Origin of the sequence: Kribbella italica, from assembly GCF_014205135.1 — a bacterium.
GTDB lineage: Bacteria > Actinomycetota > Actinomycetes > Propionibacteriales > Kribbellaceae > Kribbella > Kribbella italica.
In genome coordinates, this window is sequence record NZ_JACHMY010000001.1 from 2,731,135 (window position 1) to 2,752,355 (window position 21,221).

Annotated in this window: 15 protein-coding genes; 2 read left to right on the forward strand and 13 right to left on the reverse strand. The window is 69.4% G+C overall.

All coding sequences use genetic code 11. The features are described 5' to 3' along the window. Nucleotides 1-9: 9 nt before the first annotated feature. From HDA39_RS12675 to HDA39_RS12690, 4 genes are all read right to left on the reverse strand, one after another. A complete protein-coding gene (locus HDA39_RS12675) occupies nt 10-1,356 on the reverse strand; it encodes an ABC transporter permease (RefSeq protein WP_184795418.1) in 1,347 nt (448 codons plus the stop codon). Beyond that, a complete protein-coding gene (locus HDA39_RS12680; RefSeq protein ID WP_184795419.1) occupies nt 1,356-2,279 on the reverse strand; it encodes an ABC transporter ATP-binding protein in 924 nt (307 codons plus the stop codon). Before HDA39_RS12680 ends, HDA39_RS12675 begins: the two co-directional genes overlap by 1 nt. A 133-nt stretch (nt 2,280-2,412) precedes the next feature. Then, on the reverse strand, nt 2,413-4,038 hold the full coding sequence (locus HDA39_RS12685; RefSeq protein ID WP_337925725.1) for a copper resistance CopC/CopD family protein: 1,626 nt from the start codon (nt 4,036-4,038) through the stop codon (nt 2,413-2,415). 47 nt (nt 4,039-4,085) lie between these two features. Then, the gene (locus HDA39_RS12690; protein WP_184795421.1) at nt 4,086-4,853 is read right to left on the reverse strand and encodes a YcnI family copper-binding membrane protein; all 768 of its coding nucleotides are present in this window, start codon (nt 4,851-4,853) and stop codon (nt 4,086-4,088) included. A gap of 117 nt (nt 4,854-4,970) precedes the next feature. On the opposite strand from HDA39_RS12690, the gene HDA39_RS12695 reads away from it, so the two are divergent. After that, nucleotides 4,971-5,195, forward strand: coding sequence for a tautomerase family protein (locus tag HDA39_RS12695; protein ID WP_184795422.1), 225 nt, complete (start codon nt 4,971-4,973; stop codon nt 5,193-5,195). Between the two features lie 64 nt (nt 5,196-5,259). Here HDA39_RS12695 and HDA39_RS12700 read toward each other — a convergent pair whose 3' ends face one another. From HDA39_RS12700 to kduI, 8 genes are all read right to left on the reverse strand, one after another. Then, nucleotides 5,260-11,007 (reverse strand): LamG-like jellyroll fold domain-containing protein, encoded by a 5,748-nt coding sequence (locus HDA39_RS12700; RefSeq protein WP_184795423.1) that lies wholly within the window; start codon nt 11,005-11,007, stop codon nt 5,260-5,262. Nucleotides 11,008-11,057: 50 nt separating this feature from the next. Further along, on the reverse strand, nt 11,058-12,554 hold the full coding sequence (locus tag HDA39_RS12705; protein WP_184795424.1) for an aldehyde dehydrogenase family protein: 1,497 nt from the start codon (nt 12,552-12,554) through the stop codon (nt 11,058-11,060). A gap of 62 nt (nt 12,555-12,616) precedes the next feature. After that, a complete protein-coding gene (locus HDA39_RS12710; RefSeq protein ID WP_184795425.1) occupies nt 12,617-13,609 on the reverse strand; it encodes an ABC transporter permease in 993 nt (330 codons plus the stop codon). Next, nucleotides 13,606-15,153, reverse strand: a complete 1,548-nt coding sequence (locus HDA39_RS12715) for a sugar ABC transporter ATP-binding protein (protein WP_184795426.1) — start codon at nt 15,151-15,153, stop codon at nt 13,606-13,608. Before HDA39_RS12715 ends, HDA39_RS12710 begins: the two co-directional genes overlap by 4 nt. After that, complete coding sequence (locus HDA39_RS12720; RefSeq protein WP_337925726.1) at nt 15,150-16,151, reverse strand: ABC transporter permease; 1,002 nt, start codon at nt 16,149-16,151, stop codon at nt 15,150-15,152. The genes HDA39_RS12715 and HDA39_RS12720 overlap by 4 nt, the downstream gene beginning before the upstream one ends. Next, the gene (locus tag HDA39_RS12725; RefSeq protein WP_184795427.1) at nt 16,148-17,233 is read right to left on the reverse strand and encodes a sugar ABC transporter substrate-binding protein; all 1,086 of its coding nucleotides are present in this window, start codon (nt 17,231-17,233) and stop codon (nt 16,148-16,150) included. Before HDA39_RS12725 ends, HDA39_RS12720 begins: the two co-directional genes overlap by 4 nt. A gap of 70 nt (nt 17,234-17,303) precedes the next feature. Further along, nucleotides 17,304-18,083, reverse strand: coding sequence for a 2-dehydro-3-deoxy-D-gluconate 5-dehydrogenase KduD (kduD, locus tag HDA39_RS12730; RefSeq protein WP_184795428.1), 780 nt, complete (start codon nt 18,081-18,083; stop codon nt 17,304-17,306). Then, on the reverse strand, nt 18,080-18,895 hold the full coding sequence (kduI, locus tag HDA39_RS12735) for a 5-dehydro-4-deoxy-D-glucuronate isomerase (RefSeq protein WP_184795429.1): 816 nt from the start codon (nt 18,893-18,895) through the stop codon (nt 18,080-18,082). The genes kduD and kduI overlap by 4 nt, the downstream gene beginning before the upstream one ends. Before the next feature lie 168 nt (nt 18,896-19,063). Here kduI and HDA39_RS12740 point away from each other — a divergent pair, with 168 nt between their 5' ends. Beyond that, on the forward strand, nt 19,064-19,855 hold the full coding sequence (locus tag HDA39_RS12740; RefSeq protein WP_184795430.1) for an IclR family transcriptional regulator domain-containing protein: 792 nt from the start codon (nt 19,064-19,066) through the stop codon (nt 19,853-19,855). 116 nt (nt 19,856-19,971) lie between these two features. Here HDA39_RS12740 and HDA39_RS12745 read toward each other — a convergent pair whose 3' ends face one another. Beyond that, a complete protein-coding gene (locus HDA39_RS12745) occupies nt 19,972-21,174 on the reverse strand; it encodes an MFS transporter (protein ID WP_337925727.1) in 1,203 nt (400 codons plus the stop codon). Nucleotides 21,175-21,221: the final 47 nt, after the last annotated feature.

Sequence of the window (21,221 nt, forward strand, 5' to 3'; positions counted from 1 at the left end):
GGTGTCCCTTCAGGGGGTGGACGGAAGCAGTTCGACCAAGCCGTCGAACTGCCAGAGCGGGTTCGGTTCGTCGCCGTTCGGGGTGCGGACCAGGAAATAGCCGTTCACTTCCTTCGGGCCGTCCCCGTCGGCGACGTACCGTCCGACCGGATTGATGTCGAGTTGGTAGATGGCCGAGCCGGCGGACTCGACGCCCGGCACGTGCCAGGACACGACGCAGCGCCAGTCGTTGCCCGGTCCTTCGGCAGCGACCTGATCACCGCCCTTGGTACAGGCGGCCGAGCTCTGCAACTGCGCCTCGGTGACGGCGGGCCGGTGGAGTTGCTCGGTCTGGAGGCGGTAGAGGTGGGCGAACTCCGTCGCGAGTGCGTGCTGCACCTTGTCCTGGTCGATGCCCGAGCCGGTCGCTCCGGCCACGGGCGCCATCACCGCCGTGGTGAGGCCGAACAGCACGACGAGCGGCAGCGCACCGGCGACGAGCGCCAGGCGACCGGAGCCGTCGTGCGACGGGTTCGTGAAGTCCCGTCGTACGAAGAGGAAGTACGCCAGGCCGGTCGCGACGAGAGCCCAGACCAGGCTGACCACCATGCCGATCAAGAGTGGTTTCAGCTGCCCGGGACTCGTGAAGAGCCCGTTCCAGCTGATGAATCCGTACCCGGGCAGAGCAAGTCGGACGGCGACGGGCACCGGCAGCATCTGAACGATCTGCATCGCCAGTGCGACCAGCGCCGGGAGCAGCAGTCCCATCGGCGACCGGCCGAGTGCGACCGACCCGAGCAGGCCGATCGCGGCCAGGGCGAGGGTCGGCGCGAGAGCACAGGCCCAGGCGAGCAGGACCTTGCCGGCCGCATCTCCCGGTGACAGCAGATGTCCGTCGAGGCCCGTCAGCGTTCGGTTGCCGACGACAACGACCCCGCTGATCGCGCTCGACGCGACCAGGCCGGCAACGAGCAAGAGGATCACCGTGAGGCTGGCGAACGCCTTGGACACGAAGATCCGCCGCGGAGACCGTACGGCGACCAGCAGGTGCCGCCACGTCCCGAGCCGGTCCTCCGAGGCGAAGACGTCGCCGGCGACCAAGGAGGTCAGCAACGGCAGCGCCCACGAGCCCGAGAACCCCAGCAGCACCAGCGGTCCGGCCCAGCCGGACGCGTGCATCCACCGGCCGAACAGGGTGTCGACCGGGAGCGAAGCCTGCCGGCTCACCACGGCGACGAACACCGCGGGCGCGATCCAGCAGGCGATGATCAGCAGACGCACCCGCCATTGCGACAGGAGCTTGACCAACTCGAAGCGATAGCCTCGGGCGACCGGGACCCGGTGGATCGCGGGAGCTTCAGCGGCGATCGCGGTCATCAGTTGGTCTCCTGCTCGGTCAGGGCGAGGAACGCGGCCTCGAGCGGGGACGCCACCGGCACCAGCTCACGGACCGCGATGTCCGCGTGAACGAGTCGCTTCACCAGCTCGTCCAGCACGGGCACCGGCCCGGACACGACCAGCACCTCGTCGCTGCTGTCACCGCCGATCCGGAGGCCGTCGGTGGTACCGGCCACCACCCGAGCGGCCTGCGGGTCGGAGGCGACGATCCGGTAGTCCAGCTCGCTGTTCTCGCCGGCCAGTTTGCTGAGCGGACCGGAGAACGCGACCCGGCCGGTCGACAGGATGGTGACCTCGTTGCACAGCGCCTCGACGTCGTCCATCCGGTGGCTGGACAGCACCACCGCGGCACCGTCCGCGGCGAGCCGCTTCAGTACGCCGTACACCTGCTTCTTGCCGGCCGGATCGAGACCGTTCGACGGCTCGTCGAGAATCAGCAACCGCGGCTGGGTGAGCAGCGCGGCCGCGAGACCGAGGCGCTGACGCATACCGAGCGAGAACCCGCGCGTCCGGTCGTCGGCGACGACGGTCAGCCCGACCTGCGCCAGCACGTCGTCGATCGCCTTGGCCATCGAGGCATCACCCCGGAGGGCGGCCAGTGCGGCCAGGTTCTGCCGGGCTGTGAGCGACGGGTAGAGCCCGGGCCCGTCGACGAAGCCGGCGACGCCGTCGGGGACGGCGAGCGCGCGGCCGACCGGCGTACCGAGAATCTCGAGGCTGCCGCTGTCAGCGACAGCCAACCCGAGCAGCAGACCGAGCAACGTGGTCTTCCCCGCGCCGTTCGGTCCCACCAGGCCATGGATCTGCCCGGCCGGCACTGTCAACTCGACGCCGTCGAGCGCGACGACCTCGCCGAAAGCCTGTTCGATCCCACGAGCACGGACAGCGAGCGGAGTGTCCATGGTTCCCTTCCGGGGCGAATGCCTGACCTAAAAACATTAGGCAGCAATGCATCCACGCCGGGGAACCGGAAGTTGAACAACCAGAGAACAGTCCTACACCGTGTAGGAGCAGCCGCTCCCCTCGGAGCGCGAACTATCCTTTGGTGACGAACTCCAACTCGCTCACCGGGTTGGCGAACTCGCTGACTCGTAGCGAGATCTGTAGTCGCCAGGTTCCGGCTGCAGGCAACACGACGCGCGCCGTGTAGAGGCCGGCCGACACCTGTTTCAGCGGAACGGCGCCCAGCTCCACCTGGTCGGACGCCAGGCGCACCACCGGCGGCGCGACCCCCTCGGTGGGATCCCCGGCGGCCGAGCTCAGCTGAATGGTCACGGTGTTGGAGCCCACGCCGAGAGGCGTCAAGGTGGCCCGTACGCCGATGTCGCCCAGCGTCGTCGTACGGACGCCGGGGTCGGTCTTGGCCGCGGCGCTCGCCGGCACTGGATCGCCCTCGGGGCTCTTGTCGACGAGGAAGCCGGTGACGAGCAGCGCGGCCACGAGGATCGCGCTCTCGATCGCGGTGGCGCGCACGATCGGACGGGAGCGCGCTCGCCGGCTCTGCTGCTTGGTGGCCCGCTTCAGCCGTGGGAGGAGCGACCACCTGTTCCAGGCCGCGATGGCGAGAGCGACCAGCACGATGCCGATCTTGACCAGGAGCAGTTGTCCGTAGGTTGTGTCGAGGAGGGCGCTCCACGATCCGAGAATCCGCCAGGCCAGCACCGAGCCGGTGGCGACCAGGACCGCGAGAACACCGGCCGCCGCCGTGGAGAACCGGGCGAGCACGGTAGCCGCGACGACGCCACGACCGGAGAGGTCAGGCAACGTCAGCGCCAAGGCGACCAGCCCGCCGAGCCAGACGCTGCCTGCGAGCAGGTGGAATACGTCCACCCCCGTAACGAGAACCTCTGGACTCGCCGCGCGGGTGTGCCCGGTCAGCGCGGGGGCCACCACCGCGACCGCGGCCGCCACCACCGCCGCGACCCGTCGCGTCCGCGACGGGAGCCCGCGACCGAGCAAGGCCACGGCTAGCGCCAACCCACCGACGACCAGTGCGGGTACGACGTACTCGGTCGGCGGCAACGAGGACCAGGTTCTGCCGCGGCTCAGCGAGTTCAGGCCGCCGTCGAGAAGGTAGATCGCAGTGAGTGGTAGCGCTGCAAGCCAGGCCACGATCGCGACAGCAGCGGCGGTACGCGCCGAGGTGGCCAGCCGGCGACGGGCACGGTCGGCCTGCGGATCGGCGGGCAGGAACAGCGCGGCGAAGGCGATCAGCCCGGCCGCGAGGAAGAGGCCGAGATAGCCCACCCAGCGGGCCAGGGTCAGCGCCACCGGGACGTCCGGAGCCTCGGCCGGGTCGCTCGGAGGTGGGGTGACGTTCGCGCTGCGGGCGCCGACGGAAAAGGTGAGCGAGCCGCCGATGGGATGCCCGTCCTCGGAGACGACCCGCCAGACGATCACCGTCGTGCCGTTGCCCAGCGGTTCTGGCAGGGCCACCGCGAGCTCAGCGCCCTTCGCCGTCGCGGACACCTCGACCAGTCCGCCCCGAGAGTCGAAGGCCTGGACACCGTCAGGTACGACGCGTACGGCTTCGTCGAAGGTGAACAGAATCCGGTCGGGGGCAGCCTGCAGGACCGCACCTTCGGCCGGGTCGGTCCTGACGAGGATGGCGTGCGCGCTGGCCGGCTGGGCGAGGCCGAAGAGTGTCGCGGTGGCCAACACCAGGACCAGGAGCGCCGCAACTCCGCGTCGTAGCGGTCGCGCACCGATCATGCCTGGCGGCGCTGCCGAACGAGCGCTGCTCCACCGAGGATCGAGCCGAAGATCCCGGCAGCCAGCGCGGCCAGCGTCAGGGGGTCGCTACCCTTCGGCTCCGGCGCTGCGACAGCTGCCCCAGCGGAGTGCGCGACTGTGGACGCCGCGCCGTGGTGCCCGCCACCAGCCGCTGCCGAGACGACGAGTTCTGGGGCAGGCAACTCCAGCTGGTCGACGTTCTGCCCGTCCTGCGGGACCTCGATCCAGGCCGACTCACCCTTCTCGCAGGTCTGGATGGTCGGGAACGCAAGTTTGGTGCCCTCGGCCTCGGGCAGTTGCACGGCGAGCTCGAACACCTCGCGCTGGCCGTCCGGGAGCGGAGTACCGGTACTGAAGGTGACCGACGCGACCCGTTCGACGATCTGGTTGCCATGGGCATCGACCACCGGTGGGTCGAGCTTCTCCAGCTTCTTCTCGACCTTCCACAGCGCCGTCCGGGTGGGGGCGACCGAGGTGATCTGCGGCGGCAGCTGGATGGTGATCCTGGTGGTCGGCGAGTCCTCGCACCCGTGCGCGACGCTGAACTCGAGGACGGCGTTCGCGCCGGCCGCCGTCGTCGAGGGAGTGACGATCACATGGGCGCTCGCCGGGGTGGCCAGGCCGATCGACCCGAGTACCACGGCAGCTCCGGCCGTCAGGATGCGGCAGGTTCGGGTCCGGACCGGACGGCGGTCACGATCGTCGACCCGGACCCGAGTGGACTTCTTCGCTGCACACCACATGTCGACATCCTCGTTTCTCGGGGACTTGTTCAGCCCTGAAATCGCACGCTACCGTGACGTTCACATCAGTGAACCTCGGTCACCCTTGTGGACGACCACGACTGGAAGAGGCCCTCCATGCCCAACATCACCGTCGAACTGCTGGCCGGCCGGTCCCTGGAGCAACGCCGGGCCTTCGCCGAGGCCGTGGCCGCCAACGCGGTCGAGTTGCTCGGCGCCCGGCTCCAGGACGTCCGGATGGTCTTCACCGAGATCACCCCGGACATCGTCGCCAACGGCGGAGTGCTCGCCAGCGAGGACGACACCCGCGCGGCGGTGGTGTCCGCGCTGGACAAGAGCTGATCAGCCGGAAGCACCGGCGCCCCGCGACGGCACGGGCCCAGTTCCCTGGGCCCGTGCCGTCGCGCTAGGTGCGGACCTTGACGGTGAGGTCCGCGTTCGCCGGCTCGACCAACTCACTCCCGAGGTAGGCGACCGCCAGCGTGAGCCGGCCGTCCTTGGCGATCTTGGGCCACACGAACACCGCACGTCCGTCCTTGACCGTGGCGACGAGCGTCGAACCGCCCTTGATCTTGACCCTGACCTCGCCGGTGACCGGTACGGCGCCGGACGCCGACAGCTTCACCGTGATCCGCGCCTTGTTGCCGGGCACCTTCACCGCGGTGACCTCCATCGTCGGCACCGCCTTCACCACGACCACCTGCACCGTCGACGAGGACGGCCGGTGAGCAGAGTCCCCGCCGTAGCGCAGGGTCAGGTCGTGGGTCCCCGGCAGGAGTGCCTTGGCGGACAGCACCACGGTCCCCCTCCCCCCGGCGACCGTGGCCGTTGCCAGGACGGCTGTCCCCCGCAGCAGCTCGACCGTCCCGGTGGCCTCGGCCGGGGAGACTGCCACCGACACAGTTCCGGACACGCCGTACGTCGTGGGTACGGCGACTCCCGCCACCGCTGTGGTCGTCAGACCATCGCCGTCGGCCTTCACCGTGATGGTCACCTTCGTGCGAGCGGAAACGTCCTCCCCGTCGTCCGCGCGGTAGTAGAAGACGTCCTTGCCGGTGAAGCCGGCGTCGGGTGTGTAGGTGAACGACCCGTCGGCGGACAGGGTCACTGTCCCGTTGACGGGCTGGGTGGCACCGATCGCCGTGAGCACGTCACCGTCGGCGTCGGTGTCGTTCGCCAGGACGCCCGGCGCCGGAAGCACCAGCGGCTGCTTCGCAACAGTCTCGTAGGCGTCCTCACCTGCGGCCGGGGCCGTGTTGTCCGGCGGCTGCTCATCCGGCTCCACCGTGATGGTCACCGTCGTCGCCGCCGAGGCGGCGGTCCCGTCGGAAGCCTTGTAGGTGAAGGTGTCCGTGCCCGAGAACCCCGCCTTGGGCGTGTAGGTGAAGGATCCGTCGGCCGCCAGCGTGACCGTGCCGTTGGCCGGCTGGGTGGCTCCGCCCGCCGTCAGATCGTTGCCATTGGCATCCGTGTCGTTGGCGAGCACCCCCGGCGCGCTGACCGTCAGGGGCTTGCCCTCCACCGTCCCGTAGGCGTCGGCCGCACCGACGGGAGCGACGTTGGCCGGTGGACCGGCGGCGAGCTCAGCGACCTGCTCGGCGGTGAGTTCGTAGCCGTACATCCGGAAGTCGTCGACCAGGCCGTCGAACCTCGGATCCGGCCAGCTCGTCCCTCCGATGAAGTTGGCCGCGGTGTTGCCGTCCACGCCGACATCGCCGATGCCGAGGGTGAAGTCGGTACGGGTGGCCTTCAGCTGCCCGTCGAAGTAGATCTTGCCGGTCGAACCACTCATCGTGAACACGACGTGCGTCCACGCGTTGAGCGGCAGGTCGTTGCCTCCACCGAGGGTGAGGCGCTCCTGCGTCGCGTTGCCGGGTGCCTTGAACGTCGCGGCGAACCCGGTCGCCCCGGCCGCCTGCGTCGACGACTGCAGCAGGAAGAACGTGTCCGTACTGCTGCCGATCTGAAGCAGCGGCACCCAGTTCGGCAGCGCGTCCGGACGCGCCCACATCGACACCGTGAACTCCTCGTCCATACCGGCCTCGATGTTGTCCGGGAGCCGGACCTGGTTGCCCGTCCCCGAGGCGCCACCCGGCAGCGACACCGCGCTGCCGAACCGGCCTGCGGCCCAGGACGTCGCGCCCTGCAGGCTCGCCGGGCCGATCGACGGGTCGTTCCCCGAGTTGGCGCCGGTGGTGCCCTGACCCTCGTCGAAGGTGTAGTGGACCGGGACTCCCTCACCCGGCGGTGGCCGCTCGACCGTGTGGGTCACCGTGGCCGACGAGTCACGCCAGCCCTCCGCGCCGAGGAAGCGGACCTCGATCTGGTGCGCTCCCGGGGACAACGTCAGCGCGGGGAACGAGACAGCTCCGTCGGCGACGGTCACCGTCGAGCCGACGCTGGAACCGTCGACCCACAGCTGGGCGGTGCCCTTGGCCTTCGCCGCCGCCTCGTCGGTGATGACCGCCGAGGCCGTCACCGGCTGGGCGAACGGCGACGGGGAACCCGGCTCGACCGTGACCGTCGTGGTCGTGCGCAGCGCCGAGCCCGCGGCGTACATCGCGGCCACGTCCGCCGCCGTCAGGGTGGAGGTGTACAGCCGCACCTCGTCCATCAGGCCGTCGTACGCCGGATCCGGGAAACCGTTGCGGCCCAGCCAGTTGTCGGTCGTGGGACCGATGTCGGCCAGGTCGATCGTCAGGTTGTCCCGGGTCGCGATCGCCTCGCCGTTGAGGTAGAGCGTGCCGACCTCGCCCTGACGGGTGAAGGCCACGTGGTTCCACTGGTTGACCGCGACATCCTTGGTGGGACTGGCGTAGACACGTTCCTGGAGAGCGTTGCCCTTCGCCTTGAAGGTGGCCGCGAGCCCGGTGTTCCCGGCCGCCTGGGTCTGCATCTGGATCTGGAAGAAGCTCCCGGCGTCGCCGAGCCCGTCGCCGAGCTGGAACAGACCGATCCAGTCGTTCAACGTGTCGGGGCGGACCCAGAAGGCGGTCGAGAAGTTCGCCGCGCCCTGGAGCAGGTTGTCCGGCAGATCGACCGCGTTGGCGTTGCTGCCGCCGGGCAGGTTGATCGCCTTGCCGAAGACTCCGTTGTCGGACCAGCCGGTCGTTCCGGTCAGGGTCGCGGCCCCGGCCCCGCGGGCGTTGCCCGTGTTGGCGGCCGTCGTACCTTGGCCCTCCTCGAACTCGTACTGCACCGGGACGTCGGATGCTCCTGGGTCGGTGCCGACGATCACGAGGTTGTCGATCATCAGGCCGGCGCCGGTTCCCGGGGCCTGCAGGCTGAGCGCCTGCGAACGCGCCGCCGCCGTGAAGGTGCCGACGTACGTCGCGAACGCGCCGGTCGAGGGCAGGTCCGTCGTGGCGGTGAGCGTGGTACTCAGGTCACCGACCGACAGCGCGGCCGTTGCCGGCCCCGCTCCGGCAGCCGACCGGCTGTCGCGGGCGTACCGCAGGGAGATCCGGTACTCACGCCCGGGGTCGAGCCCCTTGAGCGTGCGTTCGAGACTGCCCGAAGCGCCCAGGCCGAGGTAGTAGCCGGTGAGACCGAGGCCACCCTGGCCGGCCGCGGCGCCGCGGACGAGCTGGACCTGGCTCTCGATCGTCCAGGGCGTCATCCGGCCGTTGCCCGGGGCAACATCGACGACCGGGGCCGGGTTGCCACCCCGCCAGTCGGCCGGCAGCCGCGGGTACTCGAACTGGTCGACGACCTGCGGCGTCCGCTGGTCCATCGCCACCGTGGGGTCGATGTCCACGATCTTCGCGACCGACGGGGTGCCGTCGGCGTCGAAGACGAACAGCATGTAGGCACCGGGAGGTGCGTAGGTGCCGTCGGCCGGCGCCGTGATGTTGACCGTTCCACCGGACTGGCTGAAGGCCAGGTCCTGGAAGTTCTGGTCGTTGTTGAAGCCGTGCGTCACCGATCCGTTGCGGACCAGCGTGACGCGGGAGACGCCGCCGGACGCGGCGATCTGGAAGTTTCCGTTGTAGCCGATCTTGTCGGGCGCGGTGGTGATCACCGGCCGCTGGGCCGGCTCGTCGCCGTCGAAGAGGTACGACGGGGAGTAGTACTCCACGTCGGTGTAGTTCCGCGGGCCGGGTGCGCCGCCACCGCCGAGCATCACCCGACCGTCGGGCAGCAGCAAGGCCGCGGAGTGGTAGAGCCGGGCGTGCTCGTACGGCACGGCGACCTCGGTCCAGTCACCGCTGTCCGGATTCCAGATCTCGGCGTTCGTGACGTACCCGCCGTTGCCGTTGTTCTCGCGTCCGCCACCGGTGACGAGCACGTCGCCGTCGGGAAGGACCGTCGAGGTCGCCCAGTGGCGCTGGTACTTCATCGGGTCGGTCGCGGCGATCACCGGGTTCGCCGTACCGCCGGTGATGTCGACCGTGAAGCCGGCACGGGCGCCGTCCGGGCCACCGCCGTTGCCCCACCAGCCGCCGCCGACCTGGAGGATCTTGCCGGGGCGGTACATCGTGGCCGTGGAGGTCGCGCCGACCGGGTTGCCGTTGGCACCCTGGTTGGCGATGCCGGCCGGAAGCGTGCCACGCAACGTCAGCTGGCCGGTTCCGTTGTTGCCCTGGGGGTTGAGCTCGAACATCTGGGTGCCACTGAGGTTGAACAGGTTGCCGCTTCCCGGTGCGACGAACGCGCGGGGGTACCACCACCGGTTCTCGTCCGCTCCGGGATGATCGGATCCGCCGTCGCCGTACGCCACCGCGCTCTTGGCACCGTCCAGCGTCTTCCAGCCGGAGCCGTTGTCCGGAGTGTAGATCTCCGGCGTCAGTACGCCGGGCCCACCCGTCCCGCCGCGGAGGCTGCCACCCTGAACGACGACGTCGCCGTTGGGCATCGTAGTGCCGGTCGGGTACCAGCGGGGGAAGTTCATGGGCGCTTCGTTCTGCAGCCCGTTGTTCGTGGAGTAACTGGTGACGCCGACGGCACCGTCGTTGGGGGCGTTGCCGCCCAGACCGTCGTCACCTCCGACGGTCATCGTGGAGTGATTGTGGGGACTCTGCACCTGCATGGAACAGAACAGATCGGTGTAGGTGGTGTTTGGCAGGATGCCGTTGCGGAGGTTCGCCAGGGTCCTCGGCTCGGCTGGGTTCCAGACGTCGACCTCCATCTGGCCGCCCTGGGTGACCGAGCTGTTGCCGGACCAGTCGTACGGCGTGGTGTCGTTGCCCCAGCCGCCGACGCTGCCGAAGGACTGCACCTTGCCGTCCGAGGTCAGCGCCATGTTGATCGGCATCAGCGGCCACGGCGTGACGCCGCTCCAGGCGCCGGCGCTGTCCTTGGCCGGCGGCGAGCAGTCCGCGGGCAGCAGCCCGGCGGCGTACGCGATGCCGTTCTTGATCTGGGTCCGCATCACCGGCTCGGCGTACGCCGTGCCCTCGTGACCCATGCCGGTGTACCAGGACCGGCCGGCGTCGATCTCCTGGCACCAGGTGATCGGGTGCAGGGTGCCGTTCTGCCCCCCGCCGTACGACGACTCGTCGGCCTGGAGCAGGGTGCGGACGTTCGGCGCCGGGTTGACGACCCAGTCGTACCACTCGTCGCTGCGGGTGAAGCTGTCCGGCAGGCCCTGCGTCAGTGGGTGGCTGGGATCGGGGGCGAACACTCGGCCCGGTCGGACGGCAGGGTTCTCCGGATGCCCCTCGGACACGGCGCCGACGAGGCGGGCGTAGAACGGGTTGACGTCGTGCTCGCTCTCGCCGACCGACCAGCCGGCGTAGTGGATGCCCAGGTAGCCACCGCCGCCGCGGATGTAGGCCTCGAGCGCGGCGCGTTGCTCGGTGTTGAAGAGCACGCCGCCGGTCTGCGCGAAGACCACGGCGTCCTTGGTGGCGAGGTTGTCGGTGGTGAAGGCCGTCGGGCTGTCGGTCTCCTGGATGTTCACCGGCTGGCCGTACTGCGTGCCGAGCTCGGTGGTCAGGTCCCGCACGGCCTGCCGCGCCTGCACGTTGGAGGCGTGGAAGTTGGGCTTGTAGAACAACAGGACGTTGAGCTGGCCGTCATCGGCGGCGACGGCCGCGGCTGGAGCTTTGGCGGCGGCCGAGGCCGCCGTACCGACGGTGAGCGCCAGCGCGACGAGCACTGCGACGACGCGGGCGAAGAGGCGGACGGGGGCTGATCTGCTGGTTGTGATCATGTGAGGTCACCCTGGGATCGGCGGAGGTGGCGCGGGTAGGGAGATGACGTTCAGCGGAGTTCGGCGATGACGGTCTTCAGCTCGGTGTAGTCGTCCAGACCGAACGACCCGAGTTCGCGGCCCCAGCCCGACTGCTTGAAGCCACCGCGCGGCAGGGTGACGTCATCGGCGTGCCAGGTGTTGAGCCAGACCGTGCCTGCGCGGAGGCGACCGCCGACGCGGTGCGCGGTCCCGAGATCCTTGGACCAGACTCCGGCCGCGAGGCCGTAGACCGTGTTGTTGGCGGCCGCGACCACCTCGTCCTCGGTGTCGAAGGGGACCGCGGTCACGACGGGGCCGAAGATCTCGTCGGTCTGCACGGCCATCTGCTCGGTCACGGAGGTGATCAGCGTCGGCGCGACGAAGTAGCCGCGGTCACCGACGGCGTCGGCACTGCCCGCGTTGAGTACGGCGCCCTCCCGCACCGCCCCGCGGATGTAGCCGAGCACCTTCGCGTGCTGCTCCTCGGAGACGAGCGGACCCATGTGGGACCCGGGGTCGAAGCCGTCGCCGACCTTGATGGCACGCGCGGCCGCGGCCACGCCCTCCACGACCTGGTCGAAGACGCCGCGCTGCACGTACAGGCGCGAGCCGTTGACGCAGCACTGGCCCTCGTTGAAGTAGCCACCCAGCACCGCACCGGCGACCGCGGCGTCGAGGTCCGCGTCGTTGAAGATGATGTTGGGAGCCTTGCCGCCGAGCTCGAGCGAGACCTTCTTCAGGTTGCCCGAGGCGGCCGCGGCGATCTTCTTGCCGACCTCGGTGCTGCCGGTGAAGGCGACCTTGTCGACCCCGTGGTGCTCGACCAGCGCGGCTCCGGTCTCGCCGAAGCCGGGCACGACGTTGACGACACCGGCGGGCACACCGGCCTCGAGCAGAAGCTCGCCGAGGCGCAGCGCGGTCAGCGGGGTCTGCTCGGCCGGCTTGAGGATGACGGTGTTGCCCGCGGTGATGGCCGGGACGATCTTGAAGCAGGCCATCAGCAACGGGAAGTTCCACGGCACGATGCCCGCGACCACGCCGATCGGTTCACGGCGGGTGTAGGCGTGGAACTCTGCCCCAGGCACGGACATCGGAATGCTGGTGCCCTCCATCTTGGTCGCCCAGCCCGCGAAGTAGCGGAACAGCTCGGCGGCAGTCGCGACGTCCCCGTCGCGAGCCGCCTCGACGCGCTTGCCGTTGTCGAGCGCCTCCAGTTGCGCCAGCTCGTCGGCGTGGGCCTCGATCAGGTCACCGATGCGCCACAGCAGGTGCGAGCGGTCGCGAGGTGTCAGCTTCGACCAGGGTGACGGCGACTCGAACGCGGTCCGCGCCGCCACGACCGCGCGGTCGACGTCGACCGCCGACGCCTGCGCGACCTGGACCAGCACCTCCTCGGTCGAGGGGTTGACGGTGGCGAAGGTCTTGCCGTCCTTGGCATCCACCCATTCACCGTCGATGAGCAGCTGCTTGGGCGAGGACAGGAACGAGCGGACGGCGGGCAGAAGAGTGGAGTTCTCGTGGGGCATGGTGGCCTTCCGTAGGTGTGGACTGGCGAACGGACGCGATGGCAGGACGGAACCGGGCGTGGCTACTTGATGATCAGCACCTTCGAACGGTCGAGAGTGAGTGCGACGGCGGCGACGATGATCGCGCCGTACAGGATCTGCTCGTAGGCGGACGGGACGCCGACGATCGGCAGGCCCACCCGAAGCAGCGTCACGACGAGCGCCCCGGCGAGGCTCCGCCAGACGCTGCCGTGGCCGCCCGTGATCGCCGTACCGCCGACGACGATCGCTGCCACGGCCGGCAGCAGCAGGTTGTCGGCCATGGTGGGGCTGCCGCTGAACTGGCGCGAGACCAGCATCACCGCGGCGAGACCGGCGCAGGCACCGGAGACGCAGAACGCACCGATCTTCACCAGGTCGACGGGCGTGCCGGCCAGCCGCGCCGCCGACTCGGAGTAGCCGGTGGCGGAGATCCAGCTGTGCAGTGGTGTTGCCTTCAGAATCACGGAGATCAGCGCGACGACGATCAGCGCCACGGCCAACGACATCGGCACGTATCCCCCGACGTACAGGTCCAGCCAGCTGATCGTCGAGTCGTCCACGACCCGCACGGTGCCGGCCCCGGAAACGACGAGGGCCACCGCGGAGAAGATGCTCAGTCCGCCCAGGGTGACGATGAAGGACGGTATCCGGAGTAGTACGTGCGCCACGCCCTGCACCGCGCCGATCGCCGCCGCGACCAGGATCACGGCGGGCGTGGCGAGTGCGCCGAGGTCCGGTAGCCACAGGGCGAGGAGGACGGTCGACACCGAGGCCAGCGCCGCGATGGACAGATCGATGCCACCGCAGAGGACGACGAGGGTCGCCCCCGCGGCGAGCACGATCAGGGGCGCGGCCGTCCGCGCGGCCGCGGTCAGGCTCCGCTGGGTCAGGAACTCCGGGTCGGCGATGGTCAGGGCGGCCAGCAGCACCGCCAGGGCGATGAGCGGCATGAACGAGGTGAGTCGCTGGGCCGGACCGGGACCACCCTTCAGGGCCGGCCCGGCGGTCGGCTTCACGGTGACGGGGGTACTCATACCATCTCTTTCACGAGGTCGAGAGGGCTCGGCTTACCGCCGTTCGGGCAGGCGACCTCGGCCGCCACCCGTCCGTCGTTCATGACCAGGATCCGGTCGGCCATGCCGATGGCCTCCTCGAGGCTGTCGGCCAGCAGCAGGGTGGCCACTCCACTCGCGGCGAGTTCGCGCATCAGCCGGTACACCTCCGACCGGGCCCCGATGTCGAGACCACGCGTGGGGTGGTCCAGCAGCAACAGCTTGATGTCGCCGCCGACCAGCCATCGGGCCAGAACGACCTTCTGCTGGTTGCCACCGGACAGCCGCTGGATGGCGGTGTCACGGCCCGGCGTCCGGATGGAGAGCCGGCTGATCCAGCTGTCCACCAAGGCCGCCTGTTTCCTGGGCGCTACCAGGGGCCCTGAGCAACGAGCCTTCTGCTTGGTCAGAGTCATGTTCTCGGCCACCGACATCGGGCCCACCATGCCCTCGAGCTTGCGTTCGGCGGGTACGTAGCCGATGCCGGCGGCGCAGGCGGCACGGGTGCCGGGCAGGTCGAGCACCTTCCCGTCCATCAGGATTTCACCGGTCGTCGTCGGCTCGGCGCCGAACAGCGCGCGGCAGACCTCTTCGCGACCGGAGCCGTGGACGCCGACGATCGCCACGATCTCGCCCGCCGCGATGTCGAGGTCGACGTCGCGGAACGACTTGCCCGACAGGCCGCGGACGGACAGCCGGGCCTGCTCGGCCACGACCGGCGCGGCGGCGTTCCCGTGATAGTGATCGTCGGACCCGGTGGACCCGATCATCATCCGGTGCAGCTCACGCGGAACGGCACCGGCCGTGGCGACCTCACCGACCGACTGGCCGCTGCGCAGTACGGTCACGCGGTCGCACACGTCCAGTACTTCGTCCAGACGGTGCGAGACGAACACCACGGAAGCGAACTCACGCAGCCGGCGGATCTGCTCGAAGAGGGTCTCGATCTCCTTCGACTCCAGCACCGACGTGGGCTCGTCGAGGATGACGACCGGCGCGTGCCGGCTCCGCTCCTCGATCCGCAGCACCTTCGCGATCTCGACCATCTGCCGGTCGGCGAACGACAGCGTGTCGGTCCGGGCCAGTGGATCGATGCTCGAGCCGATCTTGTCCAGTTGCTCCTGGGCCAGGCGGCGAAGGGCATCCCAGCGGTAGATTCCCCGGCGTACCGCGTTTCCCTCGCTGCCGAGGACGATGTTCTCGGCAGCGGTCAGGTTGGGCACCAGGGACTGTTCCTGGAAGACCATTCCGATGCCGTGGCCGGCGGCGTCGACGACGCTGCGCAGCTTGACGGGCTCACCGCGGACGTAGATCTCGCCGGCGTCGGGGCGGACCAGACCGACCAGTGCCTTGAGCAACGTGGACTTGCCCGCGCCGTTCTCACCGGCCAGACCGAGGACCTCGTGCTGGCGTACCACCAGGTCGACGCCGTCGAGGGCCTTGACGCCCGGATAGTGCTTGACGAGGCCACGGACCTCCAGCGCCGGCACGGAGGTTGTGGGCTCCTGGGCGACGTGAACACTCATTTGACCACCTGGTTCCTTCGACGCTGAGGGATGACCGCCGCGGCCACCGCGGCCACGACGATGAGACCCTGGACACCGCCTTGCCAGTACGGGCTGACTCCGACCTGCACCAGGCCGTTGGTGAGTACCACCACGAGCAGGACGCCGACGGCCGAATGCAGGACGCCACCTCGGCCCCCGGTGAGCAGGGTGCCGCCGACGACCGCGGCAGTGATGGCTGAGAAGTCGTAGCCGTCACCGGCCTGGACGAGACCGGCGCCGAGCTGACTGGTCACCATCACACCACCGAGGCCGTAGAACGCGCCCGCGAGGGTGAAGACCGCGATCTTGTACGGCTGGACCCTGACGCCCGAAAGCGTCAGGACCTCCTCCGCGCCTCCGATCGCGAAGGCGTAGCGACCGAGCCGGGTGTACCGCTGGATGAGCCACCCCACCACCAGGCAGGCGGCGGCGATCCAGGTGAGGTAGGAGAATCCGAGCAGGCGCTCGATCGCCCAGCTCTCGAGCATGGTGTCGGAGATGTTGGGCTGGACGCCGGCGAACAGCAAGGTCGCGACACCGAGCCCGATCGCCGACACCCCCAGCGTGGCCATGAACGACGGCACCTTCAGGAACACCAGCGCCAATCCGCTGACGCAGCCGAACGCGGCACCGACCAGCACCGCGACGGCGATCGCGAGGACCCCGAAGTCGTTGTCGTTGCGGTTGTTCGCCACCAGGAGCGACACGGTCAGGGCCGAGGCGCCCATCACCCCGGCGGCCGACAGGTCGATGGACCCCATCATCAGCACGAACGTGATGCCGCAGGTGACGACGGCCAGCACCGCGGCCGCGTCCATGATGTTCTGCACGTTGCCGATGCTGCGGAACTGCGAGCTCAGGGCCGAGAAGACCACGAAGATGACCACCAGGGCGGCCGGTGGGCCGGCGTCCCGCAACGACACCCGTCGTCGAGGCTGGGAACGAGACGCCGGCGCGACCCGCGTCGTCAGGCTCACGACAGGGAACCAGCCACGCGGTTGAAGACGTTGGCGCACTTGAAGTCGTCCGGATTCGTCTTCGGCTGCTGGAAGTCGGCGACGTTGTCCTTGCTGATGAGGAACTGCTCGGCGAAGAACGCGCGGTTCTCGGCCGCGATGTCACCCGCCGCCAGCTCGCCGGTGGCGACGCAGTAACCGATCGCCAGGCCGATCCCTCCCTGCCACGGGCCGTCGCTGGAGACGGTAGCGGTCATGGAGCCGTTCTTGATCGCGGTCAGAGCGTCCGGTACGGCGTCGATGCCGACCACCGCCACCTTCCCGGCCCGGCCGGCCTGCTGGAGTGCCTCCAGTGCGCCGAGCGCCATGTCGTCGTTGGCGGCCCAGATGCCCTTGACCTTGTCGCCGTGCTTGGTCAGCAGCGTCTTGGTGACCGCGAGCGCCTCGGCCCGGGAGAAGTTGGCCGCCTGCTGGTCGAGCAGCTTGACGCCGGTGTTCTTCGCGAGGGAAGCCTCGAGGCCTTTGAACCGGTCCTTGGCGGCTGCCGTGTCGAGGACACCCTGCAGAGCGATGATGCCGCCCGAGCCGCCGATCGCCGTGGCCAGCGCGTCGCCGATCTGCTGGCCCGACTCGACCCCGTTGTAGGTGATGTGGCTGAGCCACTTGGCGTAGTCGGTCGGCTTGAGGTCGGCCGGCTTGTTCCACTGGGTGACGAGGTAGGCCCCGGCCTGGTCGGCACCCTTGACGATCGGGGTGGTGTCGGAGTCGCCGTTGGGCAGCACGTTCATCACCAGGCATGACGTGTTGCCGGCCAGGACCTGGCTGATCTGCTCCTGCTGCTTGGTGGAGTCACCGCCGTACGTCAGACGCTCCTGGGTGAGGCCGACGGACTTGGCGAACGTGTCGCCCCCGGCCAGCCACGAAGCCTCGTAGGGGTTGGACTCGTTGCGAACCTGGCCCACCAGCTTGACCTCGGACGGTTCGCACTTGCCCGCGTCCGCGGAACTGTTGCCTCCACCGGCCTCCTCGCTGCAACCCACGAGCGTGGCGGCGGCCAGTGACAGGCCGATGAGGGCCGCGGCAGGGCGAGAGGTGAACTTCATGGTCGTTCCTCGTTTTCTTCGGTGCCGGGGCTCCGGCGGGGTGGCACGGACGGAAAAGGAGCTGCCGGGGTCAGCGGGCCATCCAGCCCCCGTCGACGACGAGGACGTGTCCGTTGACGTAGTCGGCGGCGCCCGAACTCAGGAACACCACCGACCCGGCGATGTCGGAGGCGGCTCCCCAGCGACCGGCGGGGATGCGCTCGAGGATTGAGCGGGAACGATCGGGGTCTTCCCGCAGGGCGGTCGTGTTGTCGGTGGCGATGTAGCCGGGCGCGACGGCGTTGACCTGTACGCCGAGCGGGCCCCACTCGTTGGCCAGGGCCTTGGTGATGCCGGCGACGCCGTGCTTGCTGGCGGCGTACGACGCGACGCGGATCCCGCCCTGGAAGGACAGCAGACTGGCGATGTTGACGATCTTGCCGTGGCCCCGCTCGGCCATCGGGCCCCCGAACTGCCGGCACAGGAAGAACAGGCCGGTCAGATTGGTGTCCAGCACCCGGTTCCAGGACTCGTGGCTCACCGCCACCGAGTCCTGGCGGTCGATGATGCCGGCGTTGTTGACCAGGATGTCGACCCGCCGGTCGGCGCTGACTTCGGCTCCGACGCGTACGACGGCCTCGTGGTCGCTGACGTCGAGGTCGACGACCTCGACGGCACGGCCGAGGTCGGCCACCTGGTCGTAGGTGGAGGACTGACTCTCGGGCCGGCCCAGCAGGACCAGGTCGGCACCCGCCTGAGCCAGCCCGATGGCGACGGCCTGCCCCAAGCCGCGGCCGGCGCCGGTGACGACGGCGCAGCGGCCGTGGAGGTCGAAGGGCGAGCGGAGTTCGGCGGCCGTCTGTGTGGTCACAGGTCCTCCAGTGGTACCGGGGTCAGATCGGTGTAGGTGTTGTTCTCGCCGGCCATCGCCCAGATGAAGGCGTACGAACCGGTGCCTGCGCCCGAATGGACCGACCAGGGTGGTGAGATGACCGCCTCGCGATCCCGTACGACGAGGTGGCGGGTCGCGCCGGGCCGGCCGAGGAAGTGGAAGACCCGGTCGGTTTCGGCGAGGTCGACGTACAGGTAGACCTCGGTCCGCCGGTCGTGCAGGTGCGGCGGAAAGGTGTTCCACACCGAGCCGTCGGCGATGACGGTGACGCCGAACTGGAGCACCGAGGTCTGCAGCTCCTGACCCCAGGCATACCGGTAGAGGCTGCGCTCGTTGGCGCCTTGCGCCGTACCGAGCGCGACCGGCTCGATCGCCGGGTGACTGAGCGCGGTGGTCGGGTAGGTCGCGTGGGCCGGAGCGGAGACGAAGTAGAACGCGGCGTCCGCGCCGGCGAAGGCGACCTCGCTGCCGCGACCGACGAACAGCCCGTCGAGGTGCTGGAGCTCGAACTTCTCACCGTCGACGAGCACGTGGCCGGGCTGCCCGACGTTGATGATGCCGAGTTCGCGGCGCTCGAGGTGGAATGCGGTGCCGAGCACGTCCCAGGCCGGCAGCTCGAGCGGGCCGTCGCCGGGAACAGCGCCGCCGACGACCAGCCGGTCGTCGTGGGTGTATGCCCCGTTCACCTCTCCGGTGCGAAACAGGTTCTGCACGAGGAAGTTCTCCCGCAGGTCCGCATTCGTCGCCGTCTCCACGCTGGACGGCGCTGCGGAGTACCGAACTTCGATCAACGCGCTCTCCTCGCTATCTGAACCACGTTCTGCTACGTGAATTAGGGCAGAAAGTACCTGTGGCTCCGATCACAGGTCAAGGGGTCGAAGTTGGTCCATATATGTGGACAGTGGTGTAGCATCGCGCTGAGCGCGAGTACGCCGCGCCACGATGAACAGGAGGTCTCGGTGGGTACGGAGAAGACGGGGATCAGCAGCTCCACCACCGGACAGGTCAAATCCGCCGCGCGCGTCCTCGACGTCCTCGACGACATCGCCGCTCGCGGGCCCGGCACCCAACTGCAGCTGGCCAACCGCCTGGGGATTCCGAAGAGCAGTCTGCACGCGCTCCTGCGCACCATGTGCGCTCGCGGCTGGCTGGACACCGACCAGACCGGCAGCGTCTACCGTCTCGGGATCCACACCTTGACGGTCAGTTCGGCCTACCTCGACGGCGACCCGGTCCTGTCACGCGCGTCCTCGGTGATGGACGAGATCGCGGCAGCCACCGAGGAGACGGTGCACCTGGGTCGCCTGGAGGGCTCGGACGTCATCTACACGGCCAAACGCGAATCCAAGCACCCGTTGCGCATGCACTCGGCCGTCGGCCGCCGGCTGCCGGCGTACGCCACGTCCCTCGGCCGGGCGATGCTCGCCGAGCAGCCCGAAGCCGTCCGCGACACGCTCATCCCCCACCAGATCGAGCCCCTCACCGCCCAGGCGACCACGGATCGGGGCGCCCTGCTCGCGATCATCGAGAAGGCCCAACAGGTCGGCTACGCAGAGGAGAGCGAGGAGTCCTGCCTGGGCGTCCGCTGCTTCGGCGTCGCACTGCCGTTCTCACGCGCCTCGACCGACGCGCTCAGCGTCGCGGTCCCGATCAGCCGCCTCGACCAAGCCCGCGAAGACTTCATCATCGAGATGTTGCTGAGCGTGAAAGCCAGACTGTCCGCGCTGCACGACAACAGCATGATGCGCTGACGCTTCGGTCCAGAAGTCGACGAAGTGGTTCGGCATTTCACGGTCGATGGCGGCAGACAGCCGGTCGGCAGTTGCTGTCTCCGCGGTGGTGCCGGCCGTGATCGCCGCGGCGTCGATCAGGGCGTTGCGGGCTCCGATCTCCTTGCTCTGAACAGCGCGACTCCGGACGCGCACGCCGCGACCAGGCCGCCCACGCCGGCGACGACGAAGGTGACGCGGGCGTTGGTGTGTTCGAGGAGGAGACCGCCGAGCACGTAGGAAATGCCGGCGGCCAGGCCGATCGCGCCGTACAGGTTGCCGAAGACGCGGCCGAGCATGGCGGCCGGTACGACGCGTTGCAGGTGGGTGTTGATCGCGACGTCGAGCGCGGCGATGCCCAGGCCGCGGATGGTCTGCAGTGCGAGCGCGGTCCAGACCGCCCAGGCGAGGCCGGTGAACAGGTTGCCCGCGCTGCTGATCGCGAACCCGACGACCAGGAGGACCGGCATGCTGAACCTCGGGGCGAAGCGGGTCAGCAGCGCGTACCCGATGACGAGACCGATCCCGACTCCGGCGTACAGGGTGGCGGCGGCGGAGTCCCCACCGCCGAGCTCGTCCTTCGCGAGGAACACCATCGCAACGTCGTCCACCCCGCTGAACGCCACCACGGCGAAGAACCCCAGCCCGATCACCCGGACCGCCTTCGTCTTCCAGATGTAGCCGAGCCCCGCGCGTGCGTTGTCGATCAGCGACCCGTCCTGGTGCTCCGGACTCGGCGGCAGCGACGGCAGCCTGGCGAGCAGCGCCGCCGACACCAGGAACGTCGCCGCATCGATCAGCAGGATCGCCCGTACGTCGAGCACGAGGAACAAGCCTGCCGCGATCAGCGGCCCGATCGCCTCCATCCCGTTCGTTCCCGCACCCAGCGCCGAGTTCGCCGTCTCCAGTTCCTCGTCCTTGACCAACGCCGGCACCGCACTCCGCGACCCGGCCTGGAAGACTTGGGCCACCACGCCTCGTACCGCCACCAGCACCAGCAGCACCGGCAACGGCGGCAGGACGAACGCCATAACCGCCACCAGCCCCGCCTGCAGCAGGTCGCAGGTCACCATCACTTTCCGCAGATCGAACCTGTCCCCGATGGCCCCCGCCAGAGCCCCGAACAGTCCCGGAGTGAAGTCCCCCGCCAGCAGCAACAGGGCCACCGCCAGCGCGGCCCCCGTGGAAGCCTCGACGTACAGCAGCAACGCCACAAGCCCGAGCGAGTCCCCCAGAAACGAAACCGACCGGGCCGAGAACAACAGCCCGAACCGCCCGCGCACCACAGCCGTCACGGTCACCGCCCTACCTTGACCCATCCACTCCACCCCCGCAACAGACTTGTACC

What these genes read in the sequence shown, in the direction of transcription:
- HDA39_RS12710 (WP_184795425.1), bottom strand. Translation starts at nt 13,609, where the DNA reads ATGAGTACCCCCGTCACCGTGAAGCCGACCGCCGGGCCGGCCCTGAAG.
- HDA39_RS12690 (WP_184795421.1), bottom strand. Translation starts at nt 4,853, where the DNA reads ATGTGGTGTGCAGCGAAGAAGTCCACTCGGGTCCGGGTCGACGATCGT.
- HDA39_RS12680 (WP_184795419.1), bottom strand. Translation starts at nt 2,279, where the DNA reads ATGGACACTCCGCTCGCTGTCCGTGCTCGTGGGATCGAACAGGCTTTC.
- HDA39_RS12705 (WP_184795424.1), bottom strand. Translation starts at nt 12,554, where the DNA reads ATGCCCCACGAGAACTCCACTCTTCTGCCCGCCGTCCGCTCGTTCCTG.
- HDA39_RS12700 (WP_184795423.1), bottom strand. Translation starts at nt 11,007, where the DNA reads ATGATCACAACCAGCAGATCAGCCCCCGTCCGCCTCTTCGCCCGCGTC.
- HDA39_RS12695 (WP_184795422.1), top strand. Translation starts at nt 4,971, where the DNA reads ATGCCCAACATCACCGTCGAACTGCTGGCCGGCCGGTCCCTGGAGCAA.
- HDA39_RS12675 (WP_184795418.1), bottom strand. Translation starts at nt 1,356, where the DNA reads ATGACCGCGATCGCCGCTGAAGCTCCCGCGATCCACCGGGTCCCGGTC.
- HDA39_RS12725 (WP_184795427.1), bottom strand. Translation starts at nt 17,233, where the DNA reads ATGAAGTTCACCTCTCGCCCTGCCGCGGCCCTCATCGGCCTGTCACTG.
- HDA39_RS12715 (WP_184795426.1), bottom strand. Translation starts at nt 15,153, where the DNA reads ATGAGTGTTCACGTCGCCCAGGAGCCCACAACCTCCGTGCCGGCGCTG.